16 protein-coding genes are annotated in these 20,583 nt (G+C 70.3%); 9 read left to right on the top strand and 7 right to left on the bottom strand.

Annotated features, from left to right (window positions below):
• Positions 1 to 58: 58 nt before the first annotated feature.
• From mfd to FD678_RS02265, 3 genes are all read right to left on the bottom strand, one after another.
• Positions 59 to 3,586 (bottom strand): transcription-repair coupling factor, encoded by a 3,528-nt coding sequence (gene mfd, locus FD678_RS02275; RefSeq protein WP_140718976.1) that lies wholly within the window; start codon positions 3,584 to 3,586, stop codon positions 59 to 61.
• A 195-nt stretch (positions 3,587 to 3,781) separates the two neighbouring features.
• The gene (locus FD678_RS02270) at positions 3,782 to 4,324 is read right to left on the bottom strand and encodes a GNAT family N-acetyltransferase (RefSeq protein WP_140718975.1); all 543 of its coding nucleotides are present in this window, start codon (positions 4,322 to 4,324) and stop codon (positions 3,782 to 3,784) included.
• A gap of 149 nt (positions 4,325 to 4,473) precedes the next feature.
• Positions 4,474 to 5,331 carry a 23S rRNA (adenine(2030)-N(6))-methyltransferase RlmJ gene (locus FD678_RS02265; protein ID WP_140718974.1) on the bottom strand — a complete coding sequence of 286 codons (858 nt, stop codon included), beginning with the start codon at positions 5,329 to 5,331 and terminating at the stop codon, positions 4,474 to 4,476.
• 959 nt (positions 5,332 to 6,290) lie between these two features.
• On the opposite strand from FD678_RS02265, the gene creB reads away from it, so the two are divergent.
• From creB to FD678_RS02230, 7 genes are all read left to right on the top strand, one after another.
• Positions 6,291 to 6,980, top strand: a complete 690-nt coding sequence (creB, locus tag FD678_RS02260) for a two-component system response regulator CreB (RefSeq protein ID WP_140718973.1) — start codon at positions 6,291 to 6,293, stop codon at positions 6,978 to 6,980.
• A gap of 1 nt (position 6,981) precedes the next feature.
• Positions 6,982 to 8,433, top strand: coding sequence for a two-component system sensor histidine kinase CreC (gene creC, locus FD678_RS02255; protein ID WP_140718972.1), 1,452 nt, complete (start codon positions 6,982 to 6,984; stop codon positions 8,431 to 8,433).
• Positions 8,434 to 8,524: 91 nt separating this feature from the next.
• Positions 8,525 to 9,841, top strand: coding sequence for a cell envelope integrity protein CreD (gene creD, locus FD678_RS02250; protein WP_140718971.1), 1,317 nt, complete (start codon positions 8,525 to 8,527; stop codon positions 9,839 to 9,841).
• Positions 9,838 to 10,257: a hypothetical protein gene (locus FD678_RS02245; protein WP_140718970.1), complete on the top strand. Its 420-nt coding sequence runs from the start codon at positions 9,838 to 9,840 to the stop codon at positions 10,255 to 10,257. The genes creD and FD678_RS02245 overlap by 4 nt, the downstream gene beginning before the upstream one ends.
• Positions 10,239 to 10,580, top strand: a complete 342-nt coding sequence (locus FD678_RS02240) for a hypothetical protein (RefSeq protein ID WP_140718969.1) — start codon at positions 10,239 to 10,241, stop codon at positions 10,578 to 10,580. Before FD678_RS02245 ends, FD678_RS02240 begins: the two co-directional genes overlap by 19 nt.
• Before the next feature lie 10 nt (positions 10,581 to 10,590).
• Positions 10,591 to 11,196: a GNAT family N-acetyltransferase gene (locus FD678_RS02235; RefSeq protein WP_140718968.1), complete on the top strand. Its 606-nt coding sequence runs from the start codon at positions 10,591 to 10,593 to the stop codon at positions 11,194 to 11,196.
• The gene (locus FD678_RS02230) at positions 11,193 to 12,083 is read left to right on the top strand and encodes a carbon-nitrogen hydrolase family protein (protein WP_140718967.1); all 891 of its coding nucleotides are present in this window, start codon (positions 11,193 to 11,195) and stop codon (positions 12,081 to 12,083) included. The genes FD678_RS02235 and FD678_RS02230 overlap by 4 nt, the downstream gene beginning before the upstream one ends.
• Here the strand turns inward: FD678_RS02230 and FD678_RS02225 are convergent.
• Entirely contained in the window at positions 12,080 to 14,167 is a 2,088-nt protein-coding gene (locus FD678_RS02225) for a TonB-dependent siderophore receptor (RefSeq protein ID WP_140718966.1), read from the bottom strand. The two genes, FD678_RS02230 and FD678_RS02225, sit on opposite strands and share 4 nt — an antisense overlap.
• A 175-nt stretch (positions 14,168 to 14,342) precedes the next feature.
• Between FD678_RS02225 and gltX the strand changes: the two genes are divergently transcribed.
• Together gltX and FD678_RS02215 are read left to right on the top strand one after the other, a co-directional pair.
• The gene (gene gltX / locus FD678_RS02220) at positions 14,343 to 15,749 is read left to right on the top strand and encodes a glutamate--tRNA ligase (protein WP_140718965.1); all 1,407 of its coding nucleotides are present in this window, start codon (positions 14,343 to 14,345) and stop codon (positions 15,747 to 15,749) included.
• Positions 15,750 to 15,770: 21 nt separating this feature from the next.
• Positions 15,771 to 16,268: a transcriptional repressor gene (locus FD678_RS02215; RefSeq protein WP_140718964.1), complete on the top strand. Its 498-nt coding sequence runs from the start codon at positions 15,771 to 15,773 to the stop codon at positions 16,266 to 16,268.
• Between the two features lie 54 nt (positions 16,269 to 16,322).
• On the opposite strand, the gene FD678_RS02210 is transcribed toward FD678_RS02215, so the two are convergent.
• The 3 genes from FD678_RS02210 to FD678_RS02200 form a co-directional block, all read right to left on the bottom strand.
• On the bottom strand, positions 16,323 to 17,549 hold the full coding sequence (locus FD678_RS02210; RefSeq protein ID WP_140718963.1) for an MFS transporter: 1,227 nt from the start codon (positions 17,547 to 17,549) through the stop codon (positions 16,323 to 16,325).
• The gene (locus FD678_RS02205; protein ID WP_140718962.1) at positions 17,546 to 17,977 is read right to left on the bottom strand and encodes a MarR family winged helix-turn-helix transcriptional regulator; all 432 of its coding nucleotides are present in this window, start codon (positions 17,975 to 17,977) and stop codon (positions 17,546 to 17,548) included. Before FD678_RS02205 ends, FD678_RS02210 begins: the two co-directional genes overlap by 4 nt.
• A 189-nt stretch (positions 17,978 to 18,166) precedes the next feature.
• A complete protein-coding gene (locus FD678_RS02200) occupies positions 18,167 to 20,536 on the bottom strand; it encodes a TonB-dependent receptor (protein WP_140718961.1) in 2,370 nt (789 codons plus the stop codon).
• Positions 20,537 to 20,583 lie beyond the last annotated feature (47 nt).

The following is a 20,583-nucleotide window of genomic DNA, read 5'->3' as shown; positions in this document are numbered from 1 at the left end:
CCGTTGGCGCGACGGCCCTAGCCTCGCGAGGGCGAGGCCAGGGCGTCGGGAAGATGCCTCAGCCCGGCCGCAGCGTCGCCAGCAAGGCCTTGGCGGCGTTGAAGCGGTCGGCGGGCTCCGGCAGCGGGTGCTTGATGCGCAGCTTGTCCGGCCCATCCATCGCGTAGAGCCTGGGCTGTTTCTGGATCAGCTGGATCACCGCCATCGGGTCGATGTTCGGCTTGGCCTCGAACACGATGCGTCCGCCGTTCTCGCCCAGTTCCAGCTTGCGCACGCCGAGCGCGCTGGCCTGCAGCTTGAGTTCGGCGATGGCGAACAGGTGCTTGACCGGGTCGGGCAACAGCCCGAACCGATCGATCATCTCCACCTGCAGTTCGCGCAGCGCCTCGCCGTCGCGCGCGCTGGAGATGCGCTTGTACAGGGTGAGGCGGGTGTGCACGTCGGGCAGGTAGTCCTCGGGGATCAGCGCCGGCACGTGCAGCTCGACCTCGGCGCCGCGCGCTTCCTCGCCGGCGTCCAGGTCCGGCAGCTTGCCCTGCTTGATGCTGCGCACCGCGCGTTCGAGCAGCTCGGTATAGAGGCTGAAGCCGACCTCGGCCATCTGCCCGCTCTGGTCCTCGCCGAGCAGCTCGCCGGCGCCGCGGATCTCCAGGTCGTGGGTGGCCAGGGTGAAGCCCGCGCCCAGTTCGTCCATCGAGGCGATGGCTTCCAGGCGCTTCTCGGCATCGGGCGTCATCGAGCGCCGGTCGGGCACCACCAGGTAGGCGTAGGCGCGGTGGTGGGAACGACCGACACGGCCGCGCAGCTGGTGCAGCTGGGCCAGGCCGAAGCGGTCGGCGCGGTTGATGATGATGGTGTTGGCGTTGGGGATGTCGATGCCCGATTCGATGATCGTGGTCGACAACAGCACGTTGAAGCGCTGCTTCTGGAAATCCAGCATCACCTTCTCCAGCTCGCGCTCGGGCATCTGCCCGTGCGCGATGCCGATGCGAGCCTCCGGCACCAGCTCGGCCAGGTCGCGCTGCATGCGGCCGATGCTTTCCACGTCGTTGTGCAGGAAGTACAGCTGGCCGCCGCGCGAGAGCTCGCGCTGGAACGCCTCGCGCAGCAGCGCGTTGTCCCACTGGGTGATGAAGGTCTGCACCGCCAGCCGGTTCGGAGGCGGCGTGGCGATGATCGACAGGTCGCGCAGGCCGCTCATCGCCATGTTCAGCGTGCGCGGGATCGGCGTGGCGGTGAGCGTGAGCAGGTGCACGTTGGCGCGCATCGCCTTGAGCGCCTCCTTCTGGCGCACGCCGAAGCGCTGCTCCTCGTCGACGATGACCAGGCCCAGGTCCTTGAACTTCACGTCCGGCTGCAGCAGCCGGTGGGTGCCGACGATCACGTCGATGGTGCCGGCGGCCACCTTTTCCAGCTCGGCCTTGATCTCCTTGGTGCTCTTGAAGCGCGAGAGCACCTCGACCTTGAGCGGATAGTCGGCGAAGCGGTCGCGGAAATTGCGGTAGTGCTGCTCGGCAAGCAGCGTGGTCGGCACCAGCACCGCGACCTGCTTGCCGGCGCTGGCGGCGGCGAACGCGGCGCGCACCGCGACCTCGGTCTTGCCGAAGCCGACGTCGCCGCACACCACGCGGTCCATCGGCTGGCTGCTGGCGAGATCGCGCAGGGTGGCGTCGATGGCGGCAAGCTGGTCCGGGGTTTCCTCGAAGGGGAAGCCGGCCGCGAACGGCTCGTACATCGCGCGGTCCACCTGCAACGCCAGCCCGGCGCGGGCCTGGCGGCGCGCCTGGATCTCCAGCAGCTCGGCGGCCACGTCGCGGACCTTCTCGGCGGCCTTGCGCTTGGCCTTGGCCCATTGCTCGCCGCCCAGCGAGTGCAGCGGCGCGGTTTCCGGGGATGCGCCGGAGTAGCGGCTGATCAGGTGCAACTGCGCGACCGGCACGTACAGCCGGTCGCCCTTGGCGTATTCGATCTCGAGGAATTCGCCGGGCATGCCGCCCACGTCCATCGCGATCAGTCCGCGATAGCGGCCGACGCCGTGGTCCTCGTGCACGATCGGCGCGCCCTCGGTCAGCTCGCCGAGGTCGCGGATGATCGCTTCCGGCTCGCGCCCGGCGCGGCGGCTGCGGCGCGGCTGGGTGGCCCGCTCCGGGAACAGCTGGCGCTCGGTGAGCACCGCGACCTGCGGATCGTCGAGCGCGAAGCCGTCTTCCAGCGGCGCGACGGCGATGGCGAAGCGCGGCAGCCCTTCTTGTCCTTCGGGTCGCCTTCCCCCGGGAAGAGAAGGGAGGAAGGCCGCGAAATCGGGGAGCACCGCAGGCCGCAGTTCCGTCGCCGCCAGCACTTCCAGCAAGGCCTCGCGTCGGCCGGGGGAATCGGCGGCGATCAGCACGCGCCCGGGATAGTGGGCGATGAAGGATTTCAGCGCCTGTCCGGCGGGCGCGTCCTTGGCCGCCACCGGCAGCGGCGGCAGCGGCTGGTCGCCGAGCGCGCTGGCCTTGTCGAGGTTGGCGTGCTCGGGCGGCCAGACCTCGATGCGCGGCAGCGCGTTCAGGCGCTCGCGCAGCGCGTCCGGCACCAGGTACAGCTCGGCCGGCGGCAGCAACGGGCGCTCCACGTCGTGGCGGCGCTGCTCGTAGCGGTTCTGCGCCTGGGTCCAGAACGCATCGGCGGCGTTGGACACGCCCGGCGCCACCAGCGCCAGCACGCTCTTGTCGAGATAGTCGAACAGCGTCGCCGTGGCCGGTTCCTTCGCCGCGCGCGCCGGCTCGAAGAACAGCGGCAGGTAGTATTCGATGCCGGACGGCGCCAGGCCTGCCTTGAGGTCCTGGTACAGCGCGCTGCGCCGGGTGTCGACGTCGAAGCGCTCGCGCAGGCGCGCCAGCACCCGCTCGACGCTGGCCTCGTCCATCGGCACCTCGCGGCCCGGCAGCATCTTCACCGCGTCCACCCGGTCGAGCGAACGCTGCGATTCCGGGTCGAACTCGCGGATCGAGTCGATGTCCTCGTCGAGCAGCTCGATCCGCAGCGGCGCGGTGGCGCCCATCGGGAACACGTCGAGCAGGCCGCCGCGCACGGCGAAGTCGCCCGGGTCCATCACCTGCGGCACGTTGCGGTAGCCGGCGCTTTCCAGCCGGCGCTTCTCCGCGTCCAGGTCCAGGCGCTGGCCGACCTTCAGGTCGAAGCTGCCGCCGACGATGTAGCTCAGCGGCGCCAACTGCTGCATCAGCGTCTGCACCGGCACGATCACGATGCCGCGCTTCAGCGACGGCAACCGGTGCAGCGCGCTCAGGCGCTGGCTGATGATGTCCGGGTGCGGGCTGAACTGGTCGTAGGGCAGCGTTTCCCAGTCGGGGAACGGCACGATCGGCAGCGCCCGACCGTCGCCGAGCAGCGCCTGCAGGTCCGATTCGAGCTGGTGCGCGCCCTGGTTGTCGCGCGCGACCACCAGCAGAGGACCGTCGTGCGACTCGGCGGCACGGGCGATGTACCAGGCCAGCGCGCTTGGAGAGGCAGGGGCGCGCCACCAGGCGCGGAGCTGCCCGGCACGGGGCAGCGGCGGAGCGGGGAGGGGGGAAGGAGACAGCATGACCCCCGATTTTAACGCGCTTGCCCGAGCGGAAGCCTATTCTGCGGCCCGCGCCGATCCAGGGCATGCATCGGGCCTGCTGGAGGAAAGTCCCTGCACGTCAAAAGGGACGCGGCAGCAGCCGCGGGAACAGGCAAGCGAAGCGGGCGCGAAGTTCCGCGCGGACTATGGGGGGGGCAAGCCGGCCGGGCCGGGCTACGCTTCCAGCTCGAGCACCATCCGCACCAGCTCCGGCGAGTTCGGGTGCGGGTGCGGCTTGAAGCCGAGCGATTCGGCCAGCTGCAGCATCGGCACGTTGCTGCGCAGCACGTCGCCGAACACCCGGTCGAGGTACTTGCGGCGGGCCCACTTGACCAGCTTGCGCATCAATTGCCGGCCCAGCCCCTGGCCGGTGACGAAGCGGCTGACCAGGATCGTGTACTCGGCTTCGCGCGACCCGGGCAGCACGGCGGCGCGCGCGATCGCGCCGATCACGGCCTCGCCCGGCGGCAAGGTCTCGGCCGCCACCAGCACGATCTCGGTCTTGGGATTGGGATGGGTCAGGCGCTGCACCTGATCGGAGGTGAGATCGCCCGCCGGGCGCAGCAGCCGGTCGCGGATCTCCGCCGGTTCGAGCAGGCTGAAGGCGCCCTGCAGCGGCGGGCCGTCTTCCGGGCGGATGGGGCGGAGCAGGAGCGTATGGCCATTGGGCAGGGTGAAGTTTTCATGCCATGGAGGCATGCGATTGCGGATGGCCATGTCCGGTATTCCTCAAATAAGGAAGATTCTGGCATTACCCACGGCGGCAGAATGAACGCTTCCGATGCACGCGGCGGAAGCCTGAACAGGGGCCGCGGCGCGACTGTACTCGGCCGGGGCGTGATCCGTTCGTGAACACCGGGTGAAACTCACGCCGGTTGCTTGAGCCACTCCAGGCGGGTGGAAGCGCCGGCCTCGCCGAGGTGCCGCTTGAGCACCGGCAGCGCCGGCGCGAGCACCTGGTCGAACTGCCAGGGCGGGTTGAGCAGCAGCAGGCCGCTGCCGTTGAGGCGCAGCGGCGAATCGTCCGGACGCACCAGCAGCTCGGCCACCAGCAGCGACTTGGCGGGCAGGGCGGTGGCCTTGCGGAAGAACGGCAACAGGCTGCGGCGCTGCTTGACCGGATACCACACCGCGGCCATCGCCTGCGGCCAGCGCGCGAGGATTTCGCGCAGGCTCTCGACGATCTGGGGGTACTCGGCGTCCTGCGCTTCGTAGGGCGGGTCGATCAGCACCAGGCCGCGCCCGATCCTGGCCGCACCGGCCTTGGGCGGCAGGAAGGCGCGGACCGCGGCATAGCCGTCGCCGGCATGCACGCGCACGCGCGGATCGTGGGCGAACAGCGCCTCCAGGGCGGCGGCTTCCTCCGGCTGCATCTCGCAGAAGGCGAACCGGTCCTGCTCGCGCGCCGCCTGTGCGGCAAGCAGCGGCGAGCCCGGATAGGCGACCAGGGCGCCCACCGGATTGTCGGCCTGGACGGCGCGCAGGTAGCGTTCCACCACCTCCGGCAGCCGGGGTTGCGCCATCAGCCGCATCACGCCGTCCTCGGCCTCGGCGGTCTTCTTGCTCTCCTCGCCGCCGAGCAGGTAGCGGCCGCGCCCGGCATGGGTGTCGAGGACGAAGAACGGGGTGTCCTTGCGCTTGAGCGCGTCGATCAGGGCGAGCAGGACGATGTGCTTGAGCACGTCGGCGTGGTTGCCGGCGTGGAAGGCGTGGCGGTAGTTCATGGGGGCCAGTGTAGAGGCTTAGGGCTTGGCTGGGTGTGGGTTTTATTGGTTGTTGGTTGGGTGAGAAGGCGGGGGCGAAGGGCCGCTGCTTGCTGGCCACTGGCTCGCGCGGCGCTGAGCGCCATCGGGCTATGCCTGACGGCCGGGGGGCGAAGATCCAGGGACTTCCGCGCTATCTATCCGGTCCCTGTGGACCTACTACCGTCATTCCCGCGAAGGCGGGAGGCGCTTTCCAGCAGCCGAACGGCTGATCATCCAGGGACTTTGTTCTTGCTTTGGCTTTTCTCGCTTGAAGCAATAGCTTTCGCCTTTGGCGAGTCACTTTTCTTTGCTTGTGCACGCGCGCTGCAGGAGCAGCGCCGCACGGCGAAGCCGCCCGAAGGGCGCGGAACAGGGATGTGCCGCGTAAAGAAAAGTAACCAAAAGAAGCGCTTCACAGCAGCCGAACGGCTGATCAAGCACACCCCGCCTGCGCGCCCGCAGCTGTGCTGCGGGTCCGCGGAGCCGGCGGGATTTTTCGACGGGGCTCGTCCGCTACGCGGCCGAGTGCGGGGCATTCGCCGCGCGGTGAATGCCCGCCCGCCGGGGCGAAGCGGTGCTTCGCCTTTTTCCGGCGAGCCCTGCCCCGGCGAAAAACGACGCACTCGTCCGCTACGCGGCCGAGTCCGGGGCATTCGCCGCGCGGCGAATGCCCGCCCGCCGGGGCGAAGCAGTGCTTCGCCTTTTTCCGGCGAGCCCATGTGCGTCGCCCTGCGGGTTTTTCCCGCCGCCTCCGCCGCTTCGGAGGGGCCCCGGTACGTCAACAGCGGAAAGCAACAGCAACGACAAAAATCATAGGCAACAGCAACAGCCTTGGCTCCGGAACTGTTCGGGCTGGTGGAGTGGTTCCGCTGTCTCCATCAAAAAATCCGGTTCCCGCCGGCAGCCACCTGGCCCCCGGTACCGCTATGCTGCGCGCCATGTCCGTTTCCGCCGCCCGTGTCCTCGTCGTGGAGGACGAGCCCGCCATCGCCGATCCGGTGCTGTATGCGCTGCGCAGCGAGGGTTACGCGGTGGAGCACGTGCCGCTGGGGCGGCAGGCGCTGGCGCGGTTGCGCGAGGCGCCCGCGGTCGATCTGGTGCTCCTGGACGTCGGCCTGCCCGACATCAGCGGTTTCGAGGTCTGCAGGGAGCTGCGCGGGTTCACCGCGGTGCCGGTGGTGTTCCTGACCGCGCGCAACGACGAGATCGACCGCGTGCTGGGGCTGGAACTGGGGGCGGACGATTACGTGGCCAAGCCGTTCTCGCCGCGCGAGCTGATGGCGCGGGTGCGTGCGCGGCTGCGCCGCCACATGCCGGCGGCCGAGGCGGGATGGCAGCGGCACGGCGATTTCGCGATCGATCGCGAGGGATGCCGGGTCCGTTATCGCGACCGGCTGCTGCCGCTGACCCGCTACGAATACAGCCTGCTGGCGGCGCTGCTGGCGCGGCCGGGCGCCATCCTCAGCCGCGCGCAGTTGATGGACCGCGCCTGGGACAGCGACGCCGACAGCGCCGACCGTACCGTCGATACCCACGTCAAGACCCTGCGTGCCAAGCTGCGCGAGGCCGGGGCGACGGTGGACCCGATCCGCACCCATCGCGGGCTCGGCTACGCGATCGAGGCGTGACGTGCGCCTGGGCCTGAAGCTGTTCCTGGGCTTCTTCCTGATCGTCGGGGTCGCTGCGTTCTTCGTGATGCGGGTGTTCGTCAACGAGGTCAAGCCGGGCGTGCGCCAGGCGATCGAGTCCACGCTGGTCGATTCGGCCAACCTGCTGGCCGAGATGGCGGCGCCCGACCTGGCCGCCGGACGCATCCGCGACGGCGCGTTCGCACGCCAGGTGGCGCTCGCCCAGCAGCGCGATCCGCACGCGCTGGTCTGGCGCTTTCCCAAGCGAAGCATCGACTACCGGGTGACGGTGACCGACGCCCACGGCGTGGTCGTGTTCGATTCCAGCGGCCGCGACCTCGGTCGCGACAATTCGCGCTGGAACGACGTCTACCGCACGCTGCGCGGCGAGTACGGCGCGCGTTCCAGTCCCGAGGACGCCGCGACGCGGGACAGCCCCAGCGTGATGCACGTCGCCGCGCCGATCTACGCGCCCGGCGACCGCCAGCGCCTGATCGGCGTGCTGACCGTGGCGCAGCCGAACCGCAGCATCGAGCCGTTCATCGTGGCCAGCCAGCGCAGCATCCTGCAGCGCGGCGCCTGGCTGGTCGGCATCGCCGCCTTGATCGGCGTGCTGGCGACCTGGTGGCTGTCGCGCGGCATCGGCCGGCTGCACCGGTATGCGCGGGCGGTCAGCGCCGGCGAACCGGTACCGCCGCCGCCGCCGCGCCGCGACGAGATCGGCGATCTCGGCCGGGCCCTGGAGCAGATGCGCCGCAAGCTCGAGGGCAAGGCCTACGTGGAGCAGTACGTGCAGTCGCTGACCCACGAGATGAAGAGCCCGCTGGCGGCGATCCGGGGGGCGGCCGAGCTGCTGCAGGAGCCGCTGCCCGAACCGGAGCGGCAGCGCTTCGTCGGCAACATCCGGTCGCAGGAGCGGCGGCTCACCGAGACCATCGACAAGCTGCTGGCCCTGGCCGAGGTCGAGCAGCACGGCTGGCTGCAGAAGCGTGCGCCGGTGGATGCGGGGGCGCTGCTGCGCCAGGCGGTAGAAGCCACCGCGGTGCAGGCGGCGGCACGCGCGGTGACGCTGCGGATCGACGCGGAGGAACCGTTGCCGGGCCTGGATGGCGATGCCTTCCTGCTGCGCCAGGCGCTGTGCAACCTGCTCGACAACGCGATCGCGTTCTCGCCCGCGGGCGGCGAGGTCGTCCTGGCCGCGCGGCGGGAGGCGGGCGGGCTGCGGCTGAGCGTCGAGGATGCCGGGCCGGGCGTGCCCGACTACGCGCGCGAGCGCGTGTTCGAGCGGTTCTACTCGCTGCCGCGCCCGGACGGGACGCCGCGCAGTTCCGGCCTGGGGCTGCCGTTCGTGCGCGAGGTGGCGCGGCTGCACGGCGGCGAAGCGCGGCTGGACGACCGCGCCGGCGGCGGCGCCCGGGCGGTGCTGTTCTTGCCCGTCGCGCGGACGGCCTGAACCGGCGGGACTTCACGCAGACTTCAAATTCGCCACAAACCGCGCTCACCGTGCGGCCGCAAGCTGCGGTCCTCTTCCAGGAGGATCGTCGATGAAGTCCCTCAAGTTGCTGTTGCGGTTCGCCATCGTGGGCGGACTGCTGCTGGTGTTGCTGGTCCCGTTGCTGCTGATCCGGAGCGTCATCAAGGACCGCGAGCGCTACCGCGACGAAGCCGTCCAGCGCGTGGCCCAGAGCAGCGCCGGCGAGCAGCGCTTCGTCGGATCGCTGCGCTACATCCCGTGGACGCGCGAGGTCGAGGTCAAGGTCCGCGACGACGCCGGCAATACCACCGTGCAGCGGCGCCGCGAGACCGGGCACCTGGTGCAGGCGCCGGCCCGCTTGCGGATCGAGGGCGTGCTGGTGCCTTCCGTGCGCCGCGTCGGCTTGTTCAAGGTGCCGGTGTACGTGTGGCAGGCGCAGGTGCGGGCGACGTTCGCGCCGATGCGCTACGAGCCGTCCCCCGGCCGCGTGTACGGCCAGCCCTACCTGGCGCTGGGCATCGCCGATGTGCGCGGGCTGGCCGGCGAGCCGAGCCTGGCCGTGGCCGGCCGCGCGCTGGAACTGGAGAACGGCAGCGGCGGGCTGGAGCCGACAACGCAGGGCATGCACGCGCCGCTGCCGATGCCGGGCGATGCGCGGGACGGCACGCTGCCGGCGCTGGAGGACGTCGTGCTTGACCTGCGCCTGTCCGGCACCCGCTCGCTGTCGGTGGTGCCGGCAGGCGACAGCAACCAGGTGACGTTGCGCTCGTCCTGGCCGCATCCCTCCTTCGGCGGCGAGTTCCTGCCGGTCGAGCGGCAGGTCGATGCGAACGGCTTCCGCGCGCAGTGGGCGCTGTCCTCGCTCGCCACGCGCGCGCAGGCGCAGTTGATCGAGGGCACGCGGCCGGATGCGTTGCGCGTGGACCTGTTCGATCCGGTCGATGCGTATACCCAGGCCGACCGCGCCAGCAAGTACGGCGTGCTGTTCGTGCTGCTCACCTTCGTCGGCTTCGTGCTGCTGGAATTGACCAGGCAGTTGCGCATCCATCCCGTGCAGTACCTGCTGGTCGGGCTGGCGCTGGCGATCTTTTTCCTGCTGCTGCTGAGCCTCTCCGAGGTCGTCCCGTTCTGGCAGGCCTATGGCATGTCGGCCGCGGCGTGCATCGGATTGCAGTTCTTCTACCTGGCCGGGGTGCTGCACAGCCGGTCGCTCGCGGCCGGGTTCGCGGCGCTGCTGACCGTGCTGTACGGGGTGTTGTACGGACTGCTGGTCTCCGAGGACAACGCGTTGCTGATGGGGTCGCTGCTGCTGTTCGGCATCCTGGCCGCGATCATGTGGCTGACGCGCCGGCTGGACTGGTACGAACTTGGAGCCCAGCTGCGATGAGCGCCCTGTCGGCGCACGTACGCCTGCTGCGGCGGGTCCGGCGCCTGTTGCCTACGGCGCTGGCGACGGTGGCCATGCTGGCCCCGGCCGATGCCGTGTGCTGGGAACGCTCGCCGCTGTCGCGATTGCGGTTGCGGAGCGGGGGACGCGGCGCCATCGGCCTGCGCCTGGAGCGCCGCGCCGCCGCGGCGCTCCGCGAGCGGGGCACGGACTGGTTGCGCCGGGCCACGGCCCCTTCGCCTGGCGACACGTCGCCCTACAGCGATTGGCGCTGTTTGCGCGCGCATGGCCGGTGCGTGTTCTGGAGCGAGCGGGAGGACGCGCGCCTTGCGCTGTTGCTGGATCCCGCCGACGGATGCCTTTGGCTGTTCTGGCAGGAAGAGGGCGGGAAGGCGAGATGTCGGTACTGCTCTTGATCGCGGTGCCGGCCTTGGCGCTCGTGGCGTTCCTGGCCTGGGTGGCGGCCCGCTCCTGGGCCGCCTTCGCCCGGCTCACGCTATTGCCGATCCTGCTGGCGTCGCTGGGCGTCGGCATGTCGTGGAGCATCGCGGACTGGCCGGCGCGGCAGATCGTCCCGTCGCTCGGCCTGGAGGCCTTGCTGCTGGGGGCGGGAGCGGTGGCGATGGCCGTGCTTTCCGCGATCGCCTCGCTGCTCGGCCCGTGCATGCGCGGGCTCCGCCACTGGCGATCGCGATCGGGATGGTTTCGCGCTCGCCCCAAGGGACGCGGCACGCCCTAGAATTCGTCGCATGTCCTCGCTGCCTGCCATCGACGTGTTGCGCGGTCCCCGGATCGCGCCTTTCCTCGACGACGTCGCGCGCCTGCGCATCGCGGTGTTCCGCGACTGGCCCTACCTGTACGAGGGCGACCTGGACTACGAGCGCGGCTACCTGGCCGCGTACGCGCGTTCCGCGGACAGCGTGTTCGTGCTGGCGCGGGACGGCGACGCGGTCGTCGGCGCCTCCACCGGCCTGCCGCTGCTCGACGACGCGCCCGCTTTCCGCCAGCCGTTCCTCGATGCCGGCCTGGATCCGGCGCAGGTGTTCTACTTCGGCGAATCCGTGCTGCTGCCCGCGTATCGCGGACGCGGGCTGGGGCATGCCTTCTTCGATGCGCGCGAGGCGCATGCGCGGCAGCTGGGGCGATTCACCGCCACCGCGTTCTGCGCCGTCGATCGCGATCCCGGCGATCCGCGCTGCCCTCCCGGGCATTGCGGCAACGAGGCGTTCTGGCACAAGCGCGGCTACGCGCGCCGGCCCGGATTGACGATGCGCCTGCACTGGGAGGAAATCGGTCGCGGCGAGGCCGAGCATGCGCTCACGTTCTGGACCCGCCCGCTGGAGCCATCCTCATGAAGGTCGCCGTCGCCAAGTATCCGGTCGGCCGTCCGGCCGCCTTCGCCGCCTTCGCCGACAAGCAGGCCGCGCTGCTGGCGCAGGCCGCGCAGGCCGGGGCACGCCTGGCCGTGCTGCCGGAGTACCTATCGCTGGAACTGGCCGCGACCTTCGGGCTGCCGGTGCTGGCCGACCTGCACGCATCACTGGAGGCGACCCAGCGGCTGCATGCCGATTACCTCGCGCTGTTCGGGAACCTGGCAAGCCGGCTCGGCCTGCACGTGGTGGCCGGCAGCTTCCTGCTCGCGGTGGGCGAAGGGCGCTATCGCAACCGCAGCTACTGGTTCGCGCCGGACGGGCGCCACGGCTGGCAGGACAAGCTGCAGCTGACCGGTTTCGAGAAGAAGGCCGGCGTGATCGAACCCGGCGATGCGCTGAAGGTGTTCGAGGCCGATGGCGTGCGCGCCGGCGTCTCGATCTGCTACGACAGCGAGTTCCCGTTGCCGGTGCGGGCGCAGGCCGAGGCCGGTGCCCGCCTGCTGGTGGTGCCCAGTTGCACCGATACCGCCGCGGGCGCGACCCGGGTGCAGGTCGGATGCCTGGCGCGCGCGCTGGAAAACCGCATGTTCGTGGCGCAGTCGGTCACGGCCGGGCTGGCCGAGTGGAGCCCCGCGCTGGACGTGAACACAGGCGAGGCCGCGCTGTATGCGCCGATGGACGTGGGCCTGCCGGCCGACGGGGTGCTGACGCGCACCGCCGGCGAGGACGTCTGGGCGGTGGCGGAGCTCGATTTCGCCGCACTGGAGGCCAGCCGGGCGCGCGCCCAGGTGGCCAACGACCGCGACTGGCCCGGCCAGCTGCAGCCGACGCTGCGGCATGCGCGGCTGGCCGCCTTCGGCGAATCCTAGAAACGCCGCGATACCTGCAGTGCCAGCGTGCGCGGATCTCCCAGCGCGACCGCGCGTGCCAGGCCTCCGCTGAAGTAGTCGCGGTCGAACAGGTTGCGCACGTTCAGTGCGCAGCTCCATGGCCCCAGACGATAGCCCGCGCCGACATCGAACACGGTGTAGCCGGGGATCCGGTAGCCGTAGCTGATGCGCGCGTCGGCGGCGCGCGCGCCTGCGCTGGCGTACCAGCCGTCGCCGCCGGCGTGCGGGTCGTAGCGCAGCCACAGCGCCCCGCTGTGCCGCGGCACGTTGGGCAGGCGGGTGCCGACGGTGCTGGGCTGCTGGCCGCCGTCGTCGCGGATGCGCGCATCGGTATAGGCATAGCTGGCATTGACGCTGATACCGCTGCCGAAGTCGGCGCTGAGTTCCACTTCGCCGCCGCGACTGCGCTGCTCGCCGATCGCGATGCTGTAGCCATCGTTGATGGGATCGCTCTGCAGCACGTTGCGGCGGCGCAGGTCGTAGATCGCCGTGGTCAGCATGGCGCGTTCGCCCAGCGCGTACTTGACGCCCAGTTCCCATTGCTTGCCCCATTCGGGTTCGAAGGCCGCGCCCTGGGCATCGGTGCCGGCGTTCGGCGTGAACGATGTCGCATAGCTCAGGTACGGGCGCACGCCCGGCGCGAGCTGGTACATCAACGCCGCCGAGCCGGTGGTGGCCTGGGCATCGACACTGCCGCGGCTGCCGATCAGGCGGTTCTCGGTCTCGACCCGGCTGCGGTCGTGGCGCAGGCCGAGCAGCAGCAACCAATCCTCGCCCCATTGCAGGCTGTCGCGCAGATACAGGCCGCCGGAGGTCACGATCGAAAGATTGTCGCGGCTGCGCGCGGAGGGACAGGCGATGCCGGTGTAGACCGGGTCGTACACGTCGATCGTTCCGACCTGGCAGGTTTGCTGGGAGGCCCACTCCCAAGTGCGGAAGGCGTTCAGGCCCACGATCAGTTCCTGGCGGAAAGCGGCATCGCCGAAGCTGCCCGCCAGGTAGGTGTCCTGCGTCCAGGTCCTGCCGCCCCATTGCTGGCGGGTACCGGAGCGGCGCAGGGTGCGCTGGTCGGCGAGGAAGGTCTCGTTGGCGACCAGGTCGCCATCGACTTCCGATTGCTGCCAGCGCAGGCCATGATGGAGCCGCCAGTCGTTGCCGAAGCGGTGGTCGAGTTGCCAGCCGGCACGCCATTGCTCGGCGTCGTAGGGCGATTGGCCAGGCTCGCCGGTGAACAGCGTGCGCCGCAGCGAGCCATTGCGGTTGGGCAGCACCGAGCCTTGCAGCGGCAGGCCCTGCTGGCGGACGTAGCGGCGCTGCTGGTAGCTGGTCAGCAGCACGAAGTCGGTGTCTTCGCCCAGGTCCAATGCCAGCGCCGGTGCGATGAAGCGCTCGCGCGACCAGACGTGGTCGGTCGCGTCATCGCTGTTGCTTGCCAGCGCGTTGATGCGCAACGCGGCGCGCTGCTGTTCCAGGGGCAGGTTGAGATCGGCGCTGGCCTGGCGCAGGCCGTAGCTGCCGACGGTCAGCTCCGCGTGGCCGCGGGAGACCGCCAGCGGGCGCTTGCTGACCAGGTTGACCATGCCGCCGGGCTGCACCTGGCCGTACAGCAGGGACGCCGGGCCCTTGAGCACCTCGACCTGTTCCAGGCCGTACATCGGCTCGGCCACGCGGTTGCCTGCGGAGCTACGCAGGCCATCGACGAAGACCGAGTCCGACGCGGTCTGGCCGCGGATGATGAAGTCGTCCCAGCCGCGCCGGCCGAAGGTGCCGCCGACCACGCCGCCGGCGCTCTGCAGCGCGTCGTTGAGGCTGCGTACCTGCTGGCTGTCGAGCAGGGCGCGGCCGAGCACGTCCAGCGCCAGGGGCGTCTGCTCCAACGGCAGGTCGGACTTGGCGCTCGTCGCGGGCGCGGCGGGATGGAAGCCGTTGCCCTGGTTGCTGACCCGCACGGCCGACAGGGTGGTGGTCACCGCCTCTTCCGCCGGTGCCAGCGCCGGCACGGCAACCGAGGACAGCAGGGCACAGGCACCGAACAGGCGGTGCCGGGGCGATAGTCTGGACATGGGGGAGTGCCGGGAAACGGTGGGGGATGAGCATGATAGTGAGAATGAATCTCAATATCGACCATCCGGTGCGCCCGAGTGCGCCCGTCGACCGGGGCCAGGACGGTTGCGAGGCCCCGGCAGCGCCGATGACGCTCCGGTAAAATCGAGGGATTTCCCGTCTCACGAGCGTTCCATGACCTGCCGCACCCGTTTCGCCCCCAGTCCCACCGGCTACCTGCACATCGGCGGGGCCCGCACCGCCCTGTACTGCTGGCTGGAGGCGCGCCATCGCGGCGGCGAGTTCGTGCTGCGCATCGAGGACACCGACCGCGAGCGCAGCACCCAGGCGGCGATCGACGCGATCCTGGAAGCGATGGAGTGGCTGGGCCTGGACTACGACGAGGGCCCGGTCTACCAGACCCAGCGCATCGATCGCTACAAGGAGGTGGCCGAGAAACTGCTCGCCGAGGGCAAGGCCTACTACGCCTACGAGACCCGCGAGGAACTCGATGCCATGCGCGAGGCGGCCATGGCCAGGCAGGAGAAGCCACGCTACAACGGCGCCGCGCGCGAGCTGGACCTGCCGTACCGCGACGATCCGAACCGGGTGATCCGTTTCAAGAACCCGCTCGACGGCGTGGTCGCCTTCGACGACCTGATCAAGGGCCGCATCGAGATCGCCAACAGCGAGCTGGACGACATGGTGATCTTCCGCCCGGACGGCTACCCCACCTACAACTTCGCGGTGGTGGTGGACGATTGGGACATGGGCATCACCGAGGTCATCCGCGGCGACGACCACATCAACAACACGCCGCGCCAGATCAACATCTACGAGGCGCTGGGCGCGCCGGTGCCGAAGTTCGCGCACATGCCGATGATCCTGGACGAGCAGGGCGCCAAGCTGTCCAAGCGCACCGGCGCGGCCGACGTGATGCAGTACAAGGACGCCGGCTACCTGCCGCACGCGCTGATCAACTATCTGGCCCGCCTGGGCTGGTCGCACGGCGACCAGGAACTGTTCTCGCGCCAGGAACTGATCGACCTGTTCAAGGTCGAGGACGTCAACTCCAAGGCCGCGCGCCTGGACATGGCCAAGCTGGGCTGGGTCAACCAGCACTACCTGAAGACCGACGACCCGGCGACGATCGCGCCGCAGCTGGTCTACCAGCTGGAGAAGCTCGGGGTGGACGTGGCCGCCGGGCCGGCGCCGGCCGACGTGGTGGTCGCACTGCGCGAGCGCGTGCAGACGCTGAAGGAAATGGCCGAGAAGGCGGAAGTCTGGTACCGGCCGCTGCAGGCCTACGACGAGGCCGCCGTCGCCAAGCACCTCAAGGCCGGCGCGGAAGCCCCGCTGGCCAAGGCCCGCGAGCTGCTCGCCGCGCTGCCGGAATGGACCGTCGAGGCCGTGGCCGCCGCGCTGCACGACACCGCCGCCGCGCTGGAACTGGGCATGGGCAAGGTCGCCCAACCGATGCGCGTGGCGATCACCGGTACCCAGGTCAGCCCCGACATTTCCCATACGGTCTACCTGGCCGGGCGCGAGGAGGCCTTGAAACGCATCGACGCCGCGCTTATGAAGATCGGGACGGCGGCCTGAGCCGTCCCGTTCGAGGTCACCATGCCCGCCAAGTCCGCCAAGCACAGCTGCACCGATCCCCATCACCACGTCGATAGCGCCGATGCGTTCGTCCGCGCCGTGGAGCGCGCCTGCGCCGAGCGCGGGCTGCGGCTGACCCCGATCCGCGCCAACGTGCTGCGGCTGATCGCCGATGCCGGCAAGCCGGTGAAGGCCTACGAACTGCTGGAGTGGGTGCGCGAAGGCAAGGGCGTCGGTGCCGACGCCCCGCCGACGGTGTACCGCGCGCTGGATTTCCTGATGGCCAACGGCTTCGTGCACAAGCTGGAATCGGTCAACGCCTTCGTGGCCTGCCACCACCCCAACAGCGTGCAGCATTCGGTGCCGTTCCTGATCTGCGACCGCTGCCACAGCGCGGTGGAGCTGGAGGACAAGGACGTGGTGGCCCAGCTCGACGCCCGCGCCAAGGCGCTGGGTTTCCAGCCGCAGGCGCAGACGCTGGAAGTGCACGGCCTGTGCGCGAAGTGCGCGCGGATCTGAGGGCATCTTCGCCCGCGCGGTAGCCGGGCGCCGCCGCGATCGCGGCGGCGGGAGTCAGGCGGCCGCCGCGGCCATCGCGGGGCGGCGTTCGCGGATCGGCAGGTTCGCCAGTGCCGCGCCCGCGGCCAGCGCCATGTCGGCGTACCACATCCAGGTGTAGTCGCCGAACTTCTCCAGCGCCACGCCGCCCAACCAGGCGCCGAAGAAGCCGCCGAGCTGGTGCGAGAGCAGGGTGAGGCCGAACAGCGTGCCGAGGTAGCGCGGGCCGAACAGCTTGCCGACCAGGCCCGCGGTCGGCGGGACCGTCGCCAGCCAGGTGAAGCCGAGCGCGGCGGCGAACACGTAGAAGGTCAGCGGCGTCGGCGGGGCCAGCAGGTACAGCACGATCAGCGCGGCGCGGCCGGCGTAGATGGCGAACAGCAGCCACTTCATCCTGAAGCGCTCGCCGAGCTTGCCCGCGGCCAGGCTGCCGGCGACGTTGAACAGGCCGATCAGCGCGATGGAAGCGGCCGAGACGCTGGCCGGCAGCCCGCACAGCGCCACCTCGCCCGGCAAGTGGGTGACCAGGAAGGCGATGTGCACGCCGCAGGTGAAGAAGCCCAGGTGCAGGCACCAGTAGCTGCGGTCGCGCAGGGCCGCGCGCAGCTGCGAGCGCAGGTCGCCGCCGGGCGGCGCGGCATGCGGGGCGGCATGTGCTTGCGGCTTGCGGCGCAACGGCCATGCCAGCGGCAAGGTCAGCAGCGAAAGCGCCGCCAGGCCGATCATCGCCATCGCCCAGCCGGCGGCGCCGATCATCAACTGCACCAGCGGCGCGAACAGGAACTGGCCGAGGGAGCCGCCGGCGTTGATGATGCCTGCGGCGAAGGAACGCTTCTCCGGCGCCAACCGGTGCGCGGTGGCGCCGATCAGTACCGAGAAGCTGCCGGCGCCGGCACCTGCCGCGGCGAGCAGCCCCAGGCTGAAGATCAGCCCCCATTCGCTCGGCATCAGCGGGGTCAGGCCGAGCCCCAGCGCCAACAGCAAGCCGCCGGCCGCCAGCACCGGCAGGGGGCCGCGCTGGTCGGCCAGCGCGCCGAACAGCGGCTGCACCGCGCCCCAGACGAACTGGCCGACCGCCAGCGCGAAGCTGATCGCGGCGATGCCGAGGCCGGTGTCGCGGTGGATCGGATCGACGAACAGGCCAGTGGTCTGGCGCGCGCCCATGGTCAGCATCAGCACCGCCGACGCCGCGGCGAGCAGGCCCCAGTGCGCGGCGCGCGCATCGCGCACGGAGGCGTTCATGGCGTTCCTCCGTCGCGCAGCGCGCGGTCGAGGCGCTTGAGCGCGTCGTGCAGGGCAGTGGTGTCCTCCCGGCCGTACAGCGCCTCGATGCGGTCCTGCGCGCGTTGCCAGTGCGGCAGCGCGCGCTTGAGCAGGCGCCGGCCGGCGGCGCTGGTGGCGATGAGCTTCTGCCGCGCGTCCTCGCCGCGGCGTTCCTCGATCCAGCCCGCGGCCAGCATCGGCCGGAGATTGCGCGAGAGCGTGCTGCGATCCATGCCCAGGATCTCGGCCAGCGCGCCGAGCTGCCTGGGCTCGCCGGCGCGACGCAGGATGGAGTACTCGTTGAGGCTCAGGCCCGCTTCCGCCAGTTCGCGATCGTAGACCAGCGAGGTCCGGCGCGCGGCGCGGCGCAGGTAGAAGCAGGTGCAGCGGCAGGGAGCGTCGGGCATGGACGAAGGAGTCCTGGGCGGCGATGTCGCGATGATATGTGTATATGCACCTATTCGCCAGCTTCGATCCCGGACTGGCCGCCGGGCCATGGCAAGAGGCTGGCGCAGGTGGATCCGCCTCCGCGGCGTGGGACTTCGGTCCCGGCGGTTCCACCGGGACGCCGGGACCGAAGTGGCGCGGACGGGCCGCTACCAGCGGTACGCCACCGACACCTGGTATTGGCGGCCGGCGATCGGGCGGCCCATGAACACGCCGCCGGTGGCCGCGCCGGGCACGCGCACGTTGCCTTCGGTCAGGCCCAGCTCGTCGGTGACGTTGCTGCCGCTGGCGGTGAACTCCCAGTGGTCGCCCACGTGCATGCTCGCGCCGACGTCGAGCATGTGGTACGAGGGCAGGCGCTGGGTATTGGCCAGGTCGGCGAAGCGTTCGCCGATGTAGGAGTAGGTGGCGAACAGCTTGAGGTCGCCGAACGGCAGCATCCAGTAGTAGCTCGGGGTGAGCCGGAACTGGCGCTTGGGCTGGCGCATCACGCGGTTGTCGGTGTACTCGCGGTAATTGCGGTACTTGGCGTCCAGCCACACGCCGGTGCCGGCCAGCTCGAAGCCGCCGAACGGCCGGATCGCGCCCTCCACCTCCAGGCCGTAGGCGCGCGAGTCGCCGACCGTGGTGAAGTTGCTGCCGTCGGCCAGGAAAGCCTGGAACGGCGAGTTCTTGAAGGTGTTGTAGAACGCGGTGAGGTACAGGTCGTAGCTGGACGCGCCCGACTTCAGGCCGAGCTCGTACTGGTCGACCTGCTGCACCTTGTCCTGACCGTCGCGCAGGTTGTCGAAGCCGGGGAACTTGACGCCGGAGTTGGCGCGGGCGAACAGGCTGTTGTGCTCGTCCAGCCGGAAGTTCAGGCCGGCCGTCCACGACAGCTCGTCGTCGTCCTGGTCGATGCGGCGCACGCCGGGCAGCGCGACCGAGGTCTCGTTGTCGTAGAGCGTGTCCGGGTTGCCGTCCAGGTCGACGGTCGCGGTGTCGTGCACGTCGCCGGTCACGCTCTGGCGCTCGTAGCGCACGCCCAGGTCCAGGCGCAGGCGCTCGTTGAGCTCCCACTCGTCGGCGACGAAGGCGGCGATGTTCTCGCCGTCGTACTTGGCGCGCAGGTTGAAGAACGAGGTGCTGGTGAAGCCCTGGCGGGTCACCTGGCGGCCGTCGTCGAGCGCCACGTCGATGCGGCGGGCATGGTTCTGCGCGGTCAGCAGCATCGTGTTGCCCAGGTACCACAGGTCGTCGGAGGAGTACTTGGCGTAATAGGCGCCCACCGTGAGGGTGTTGCCGGCGAACAGTTCGCGGCTCAGGCGCAGGTCGTTGGTGAAGGAGTTGATGCGCTTGTCCACCGACCACCAGCCGGCTTCGAGCACCTGCTGGTCCGGGTTCACCGCGCCGCCGCCGTTGGTATAGGTCGCGGTGCCGCCGGTGCCGTAGCGCGCGATGAAGTCGCCCAGGCGCAGCGGCGCATCGCCGGTGAACAGCGCGTAGGTCGGCGCGGTGCCGCTCATCACATTGAAGCGGTCGGCCACGGTCCAGCCGCCCACGTCCCAGTTCAACTCGCCGCCGAACAGGTCGATGTTGACGCCGCGGCCATCGGCCAGGTCGCGGCGCACCGTCTCCCCGCCGGGGCCCACCAGGAGGTCGACGTTACGGAAGTCGTTGCTCAGCAGCGTGCCGGTCTGCGGGTCCAGCCCGGGGAAGCCGGAGAGGTCGCGCCCGTCGTTGCGCGACAGCAGCGGGATGGCGGTGTAGAAGGCGTTGTTGTCGTCGGTGTGGCGCGCGTAGAAGGTCAGCTCGCCGGTGTCCCAGCGCTTGCTCAGCGTGGCGCTGAACTGGCCGCCCTTGTCGGCGGAGAACTGCGGGTCGCGCACGCCGTCGCTCTCGCGGAAGAAGCCGCCCACGCTGTAGTACCAGCCGTTGCCCATCGGCCCGCTGTTGAACAGGTCGATGCGGCGCAGGCCGTCGCTGCCGCCGGTGAGGCGCACGCTGCCTTCCGGTTCGTCCTGGCCCTTCTTCTGGATGAAGTTCACGGTGATGCCGGGCTGCCCGTTGGAGAAGATCGGGCTGGAACCGCCGCGCAGCACCTCCATGCGCTCGACGGTGTCGTCGGTGCGGAACAGCGTGGAGTTCTCCAGGAACGACAGCGTCGGCGGCGGGAACAGCGGCGAGCCGTCCAGTTGCATGGTCACGAACGGCGCGTCGCCCTCCGAGGGCATGCCCCGCACGAAGATGTTGGCGCCGGTACCGCCGCCGCTGGGCTCGGCCCAGACGCCGGGCACGATCTTGAGCAGGTCGGCGGTGCTCTGCGGCACCGCCTCGCGGATCTGCTCGGGCGAGGCGGTGGTGATCGAGAAGCTGGCATCGCGCTTGCGCACGCCCTGGAAGCGCGCGGTACCGCTGACCACGATCGCGTCCAGCGTGGTCGCTTCCTGGCGCGGGTCGGGCGCGGCGGCGTCCTGGGCGAGGACGGGCGGCGCGAACATGGTGGCGATCAGGACATAGGGACTTGCATGAAGTTTCATGAGGGCTCCCTGTTTTTCGGGTGGTGGCCGGCACCTGCGCGGGGTCC

The sequence above is a fragment of the Pseudomonas sp. Hp2 genome (genome assembly GCF_006386585.1).
In the GTDB taxonomy this organism is placed as follows: domain Bacteria; phylum Pseudomonadota; class Gammaproteobacteria; order Xanthomonadales; family Xanthomonadaceae; genus Pseudomonas_S; species Pseudomonas_S boreopolis.
The sequence above is the reverse complement of the archived record's forward strand: the minus strand, read 5'-3'. Positions and strand labels throughout refer to the sequence as shown.

What these genes read in the sequence shown, in the direction of transcription:
- FD678_RS02215 (WP_140718964.1), top strand. Translation starts at nt 15,771, where the DNA reads ATGCCCGCCAAGTCCGCCAAGCACAGCTGCACCGATCCCCATCACCAC.
- FD678_RS02240 (WP_140718969.1), top strand. Translation starts at nt 10,239, where the DNA reads ATGTCGGTACTGCTCTTGATCGCGGTGCCGGCCTTGGCGCTCGTGGCG.
- FD678_RS02270 (WP_140718975.1), bottom strand. Translation starts at nt 4,324, where the DNA reads ATGGCCATCCGCAATCGCATGCCTCCATGGCATGAAAACTTCACCCTG.
- creB (WP_140718973.1), top strand. Translation starts at nt 6,291, where the DNA reads ATGTCCGTTTCCGCCGCCCGTGTCCTCGTCGTGGAGGACGAGCCCGCC.
- FD678_RS02200 (WP_140718961.1), bottom strand. Translation starts at nt 20,536, where the DNA reads ATGAAACTTCATGCAAGTCCCTATGTCCTGATCGCCACCATGTTCGCG.
- FD678_RS02205 (WP_140718962.1), bottom strand. Translation starts at nt 17,977, where the DNA reads ATGCCCGACGCTCCCTGCCGCTGCACCTGCTTCTACCTGCGCCGCGCC.
- FD678_RS02210 (WP_140718963.1), bottom strand. Translation starts at nt 17,549, where the DNA reads ATGAACGCCTCCGTGCGCGATGCGCGCGCCGCGCACTGGGGCCTGCTC.
- FD678_RS02225 (WP_140718966.1), bottom strand. Translation starts at nt 14,167, where the DNA reads ATGTCCAGACTATCGCCCCGGCACCGCCTGTTCGGTGCCTGTGCCCTG.
- gltX (WP_140718965.1), top strand. Translation starts at nt 14,343, where the DNA reads ATGACCTGCCGCACCCGTTTCGCCCCCAGTCCCACCGGCTACCTGCAC.
- FD678_RS02230 (WP_140718967.1), top strand. Translation starts at nt 11,193, where the DNA reads ATGAAGGTCGCCGTCGCCAAGTATCCGGTCGGCCGTCCGGCCGCCTTC.
- creD (WP_140718971.1), top strand. Translation starts at nt 8,525, where the DNA reads ATGAAGTCCCTCAAGTTGCTGTTGCGGTTCGCCATCGTGGGCGGACTG.
- mfd (WP_140718976.1), bottom strand. Translation starts at nt 3,586, where the DNA reads ATGCTGTCTCCTTCCCCCCTCCCCGCTCCGCCGCTGCCCCGTGCCGGG.
- FD678_RS02245 (WP_140718970.1), top strand. Translation starts at nt 9,838, where the DNA reads ATGAGCGCCCTGTCGGCGCACGTACGCCTGCTGCGGCGGGTCCGGCGC.
- FD678_RS02235 (WP_140718968.1), top strand. Translation starts at nt 10,591, where the DNA reads ATGTCCTCGCTGCCTGCCATCGACGTGTTGCGCGGTCCCCGGATCGCG.
- FD678_RS02265 (WP_140718974.1), bottom strand. Translation starts at nt 5,331, where the DNA reads ATGAACTACCGCCACGCCTTCCACGCCGGCAACCACGCCGACGTGCTC.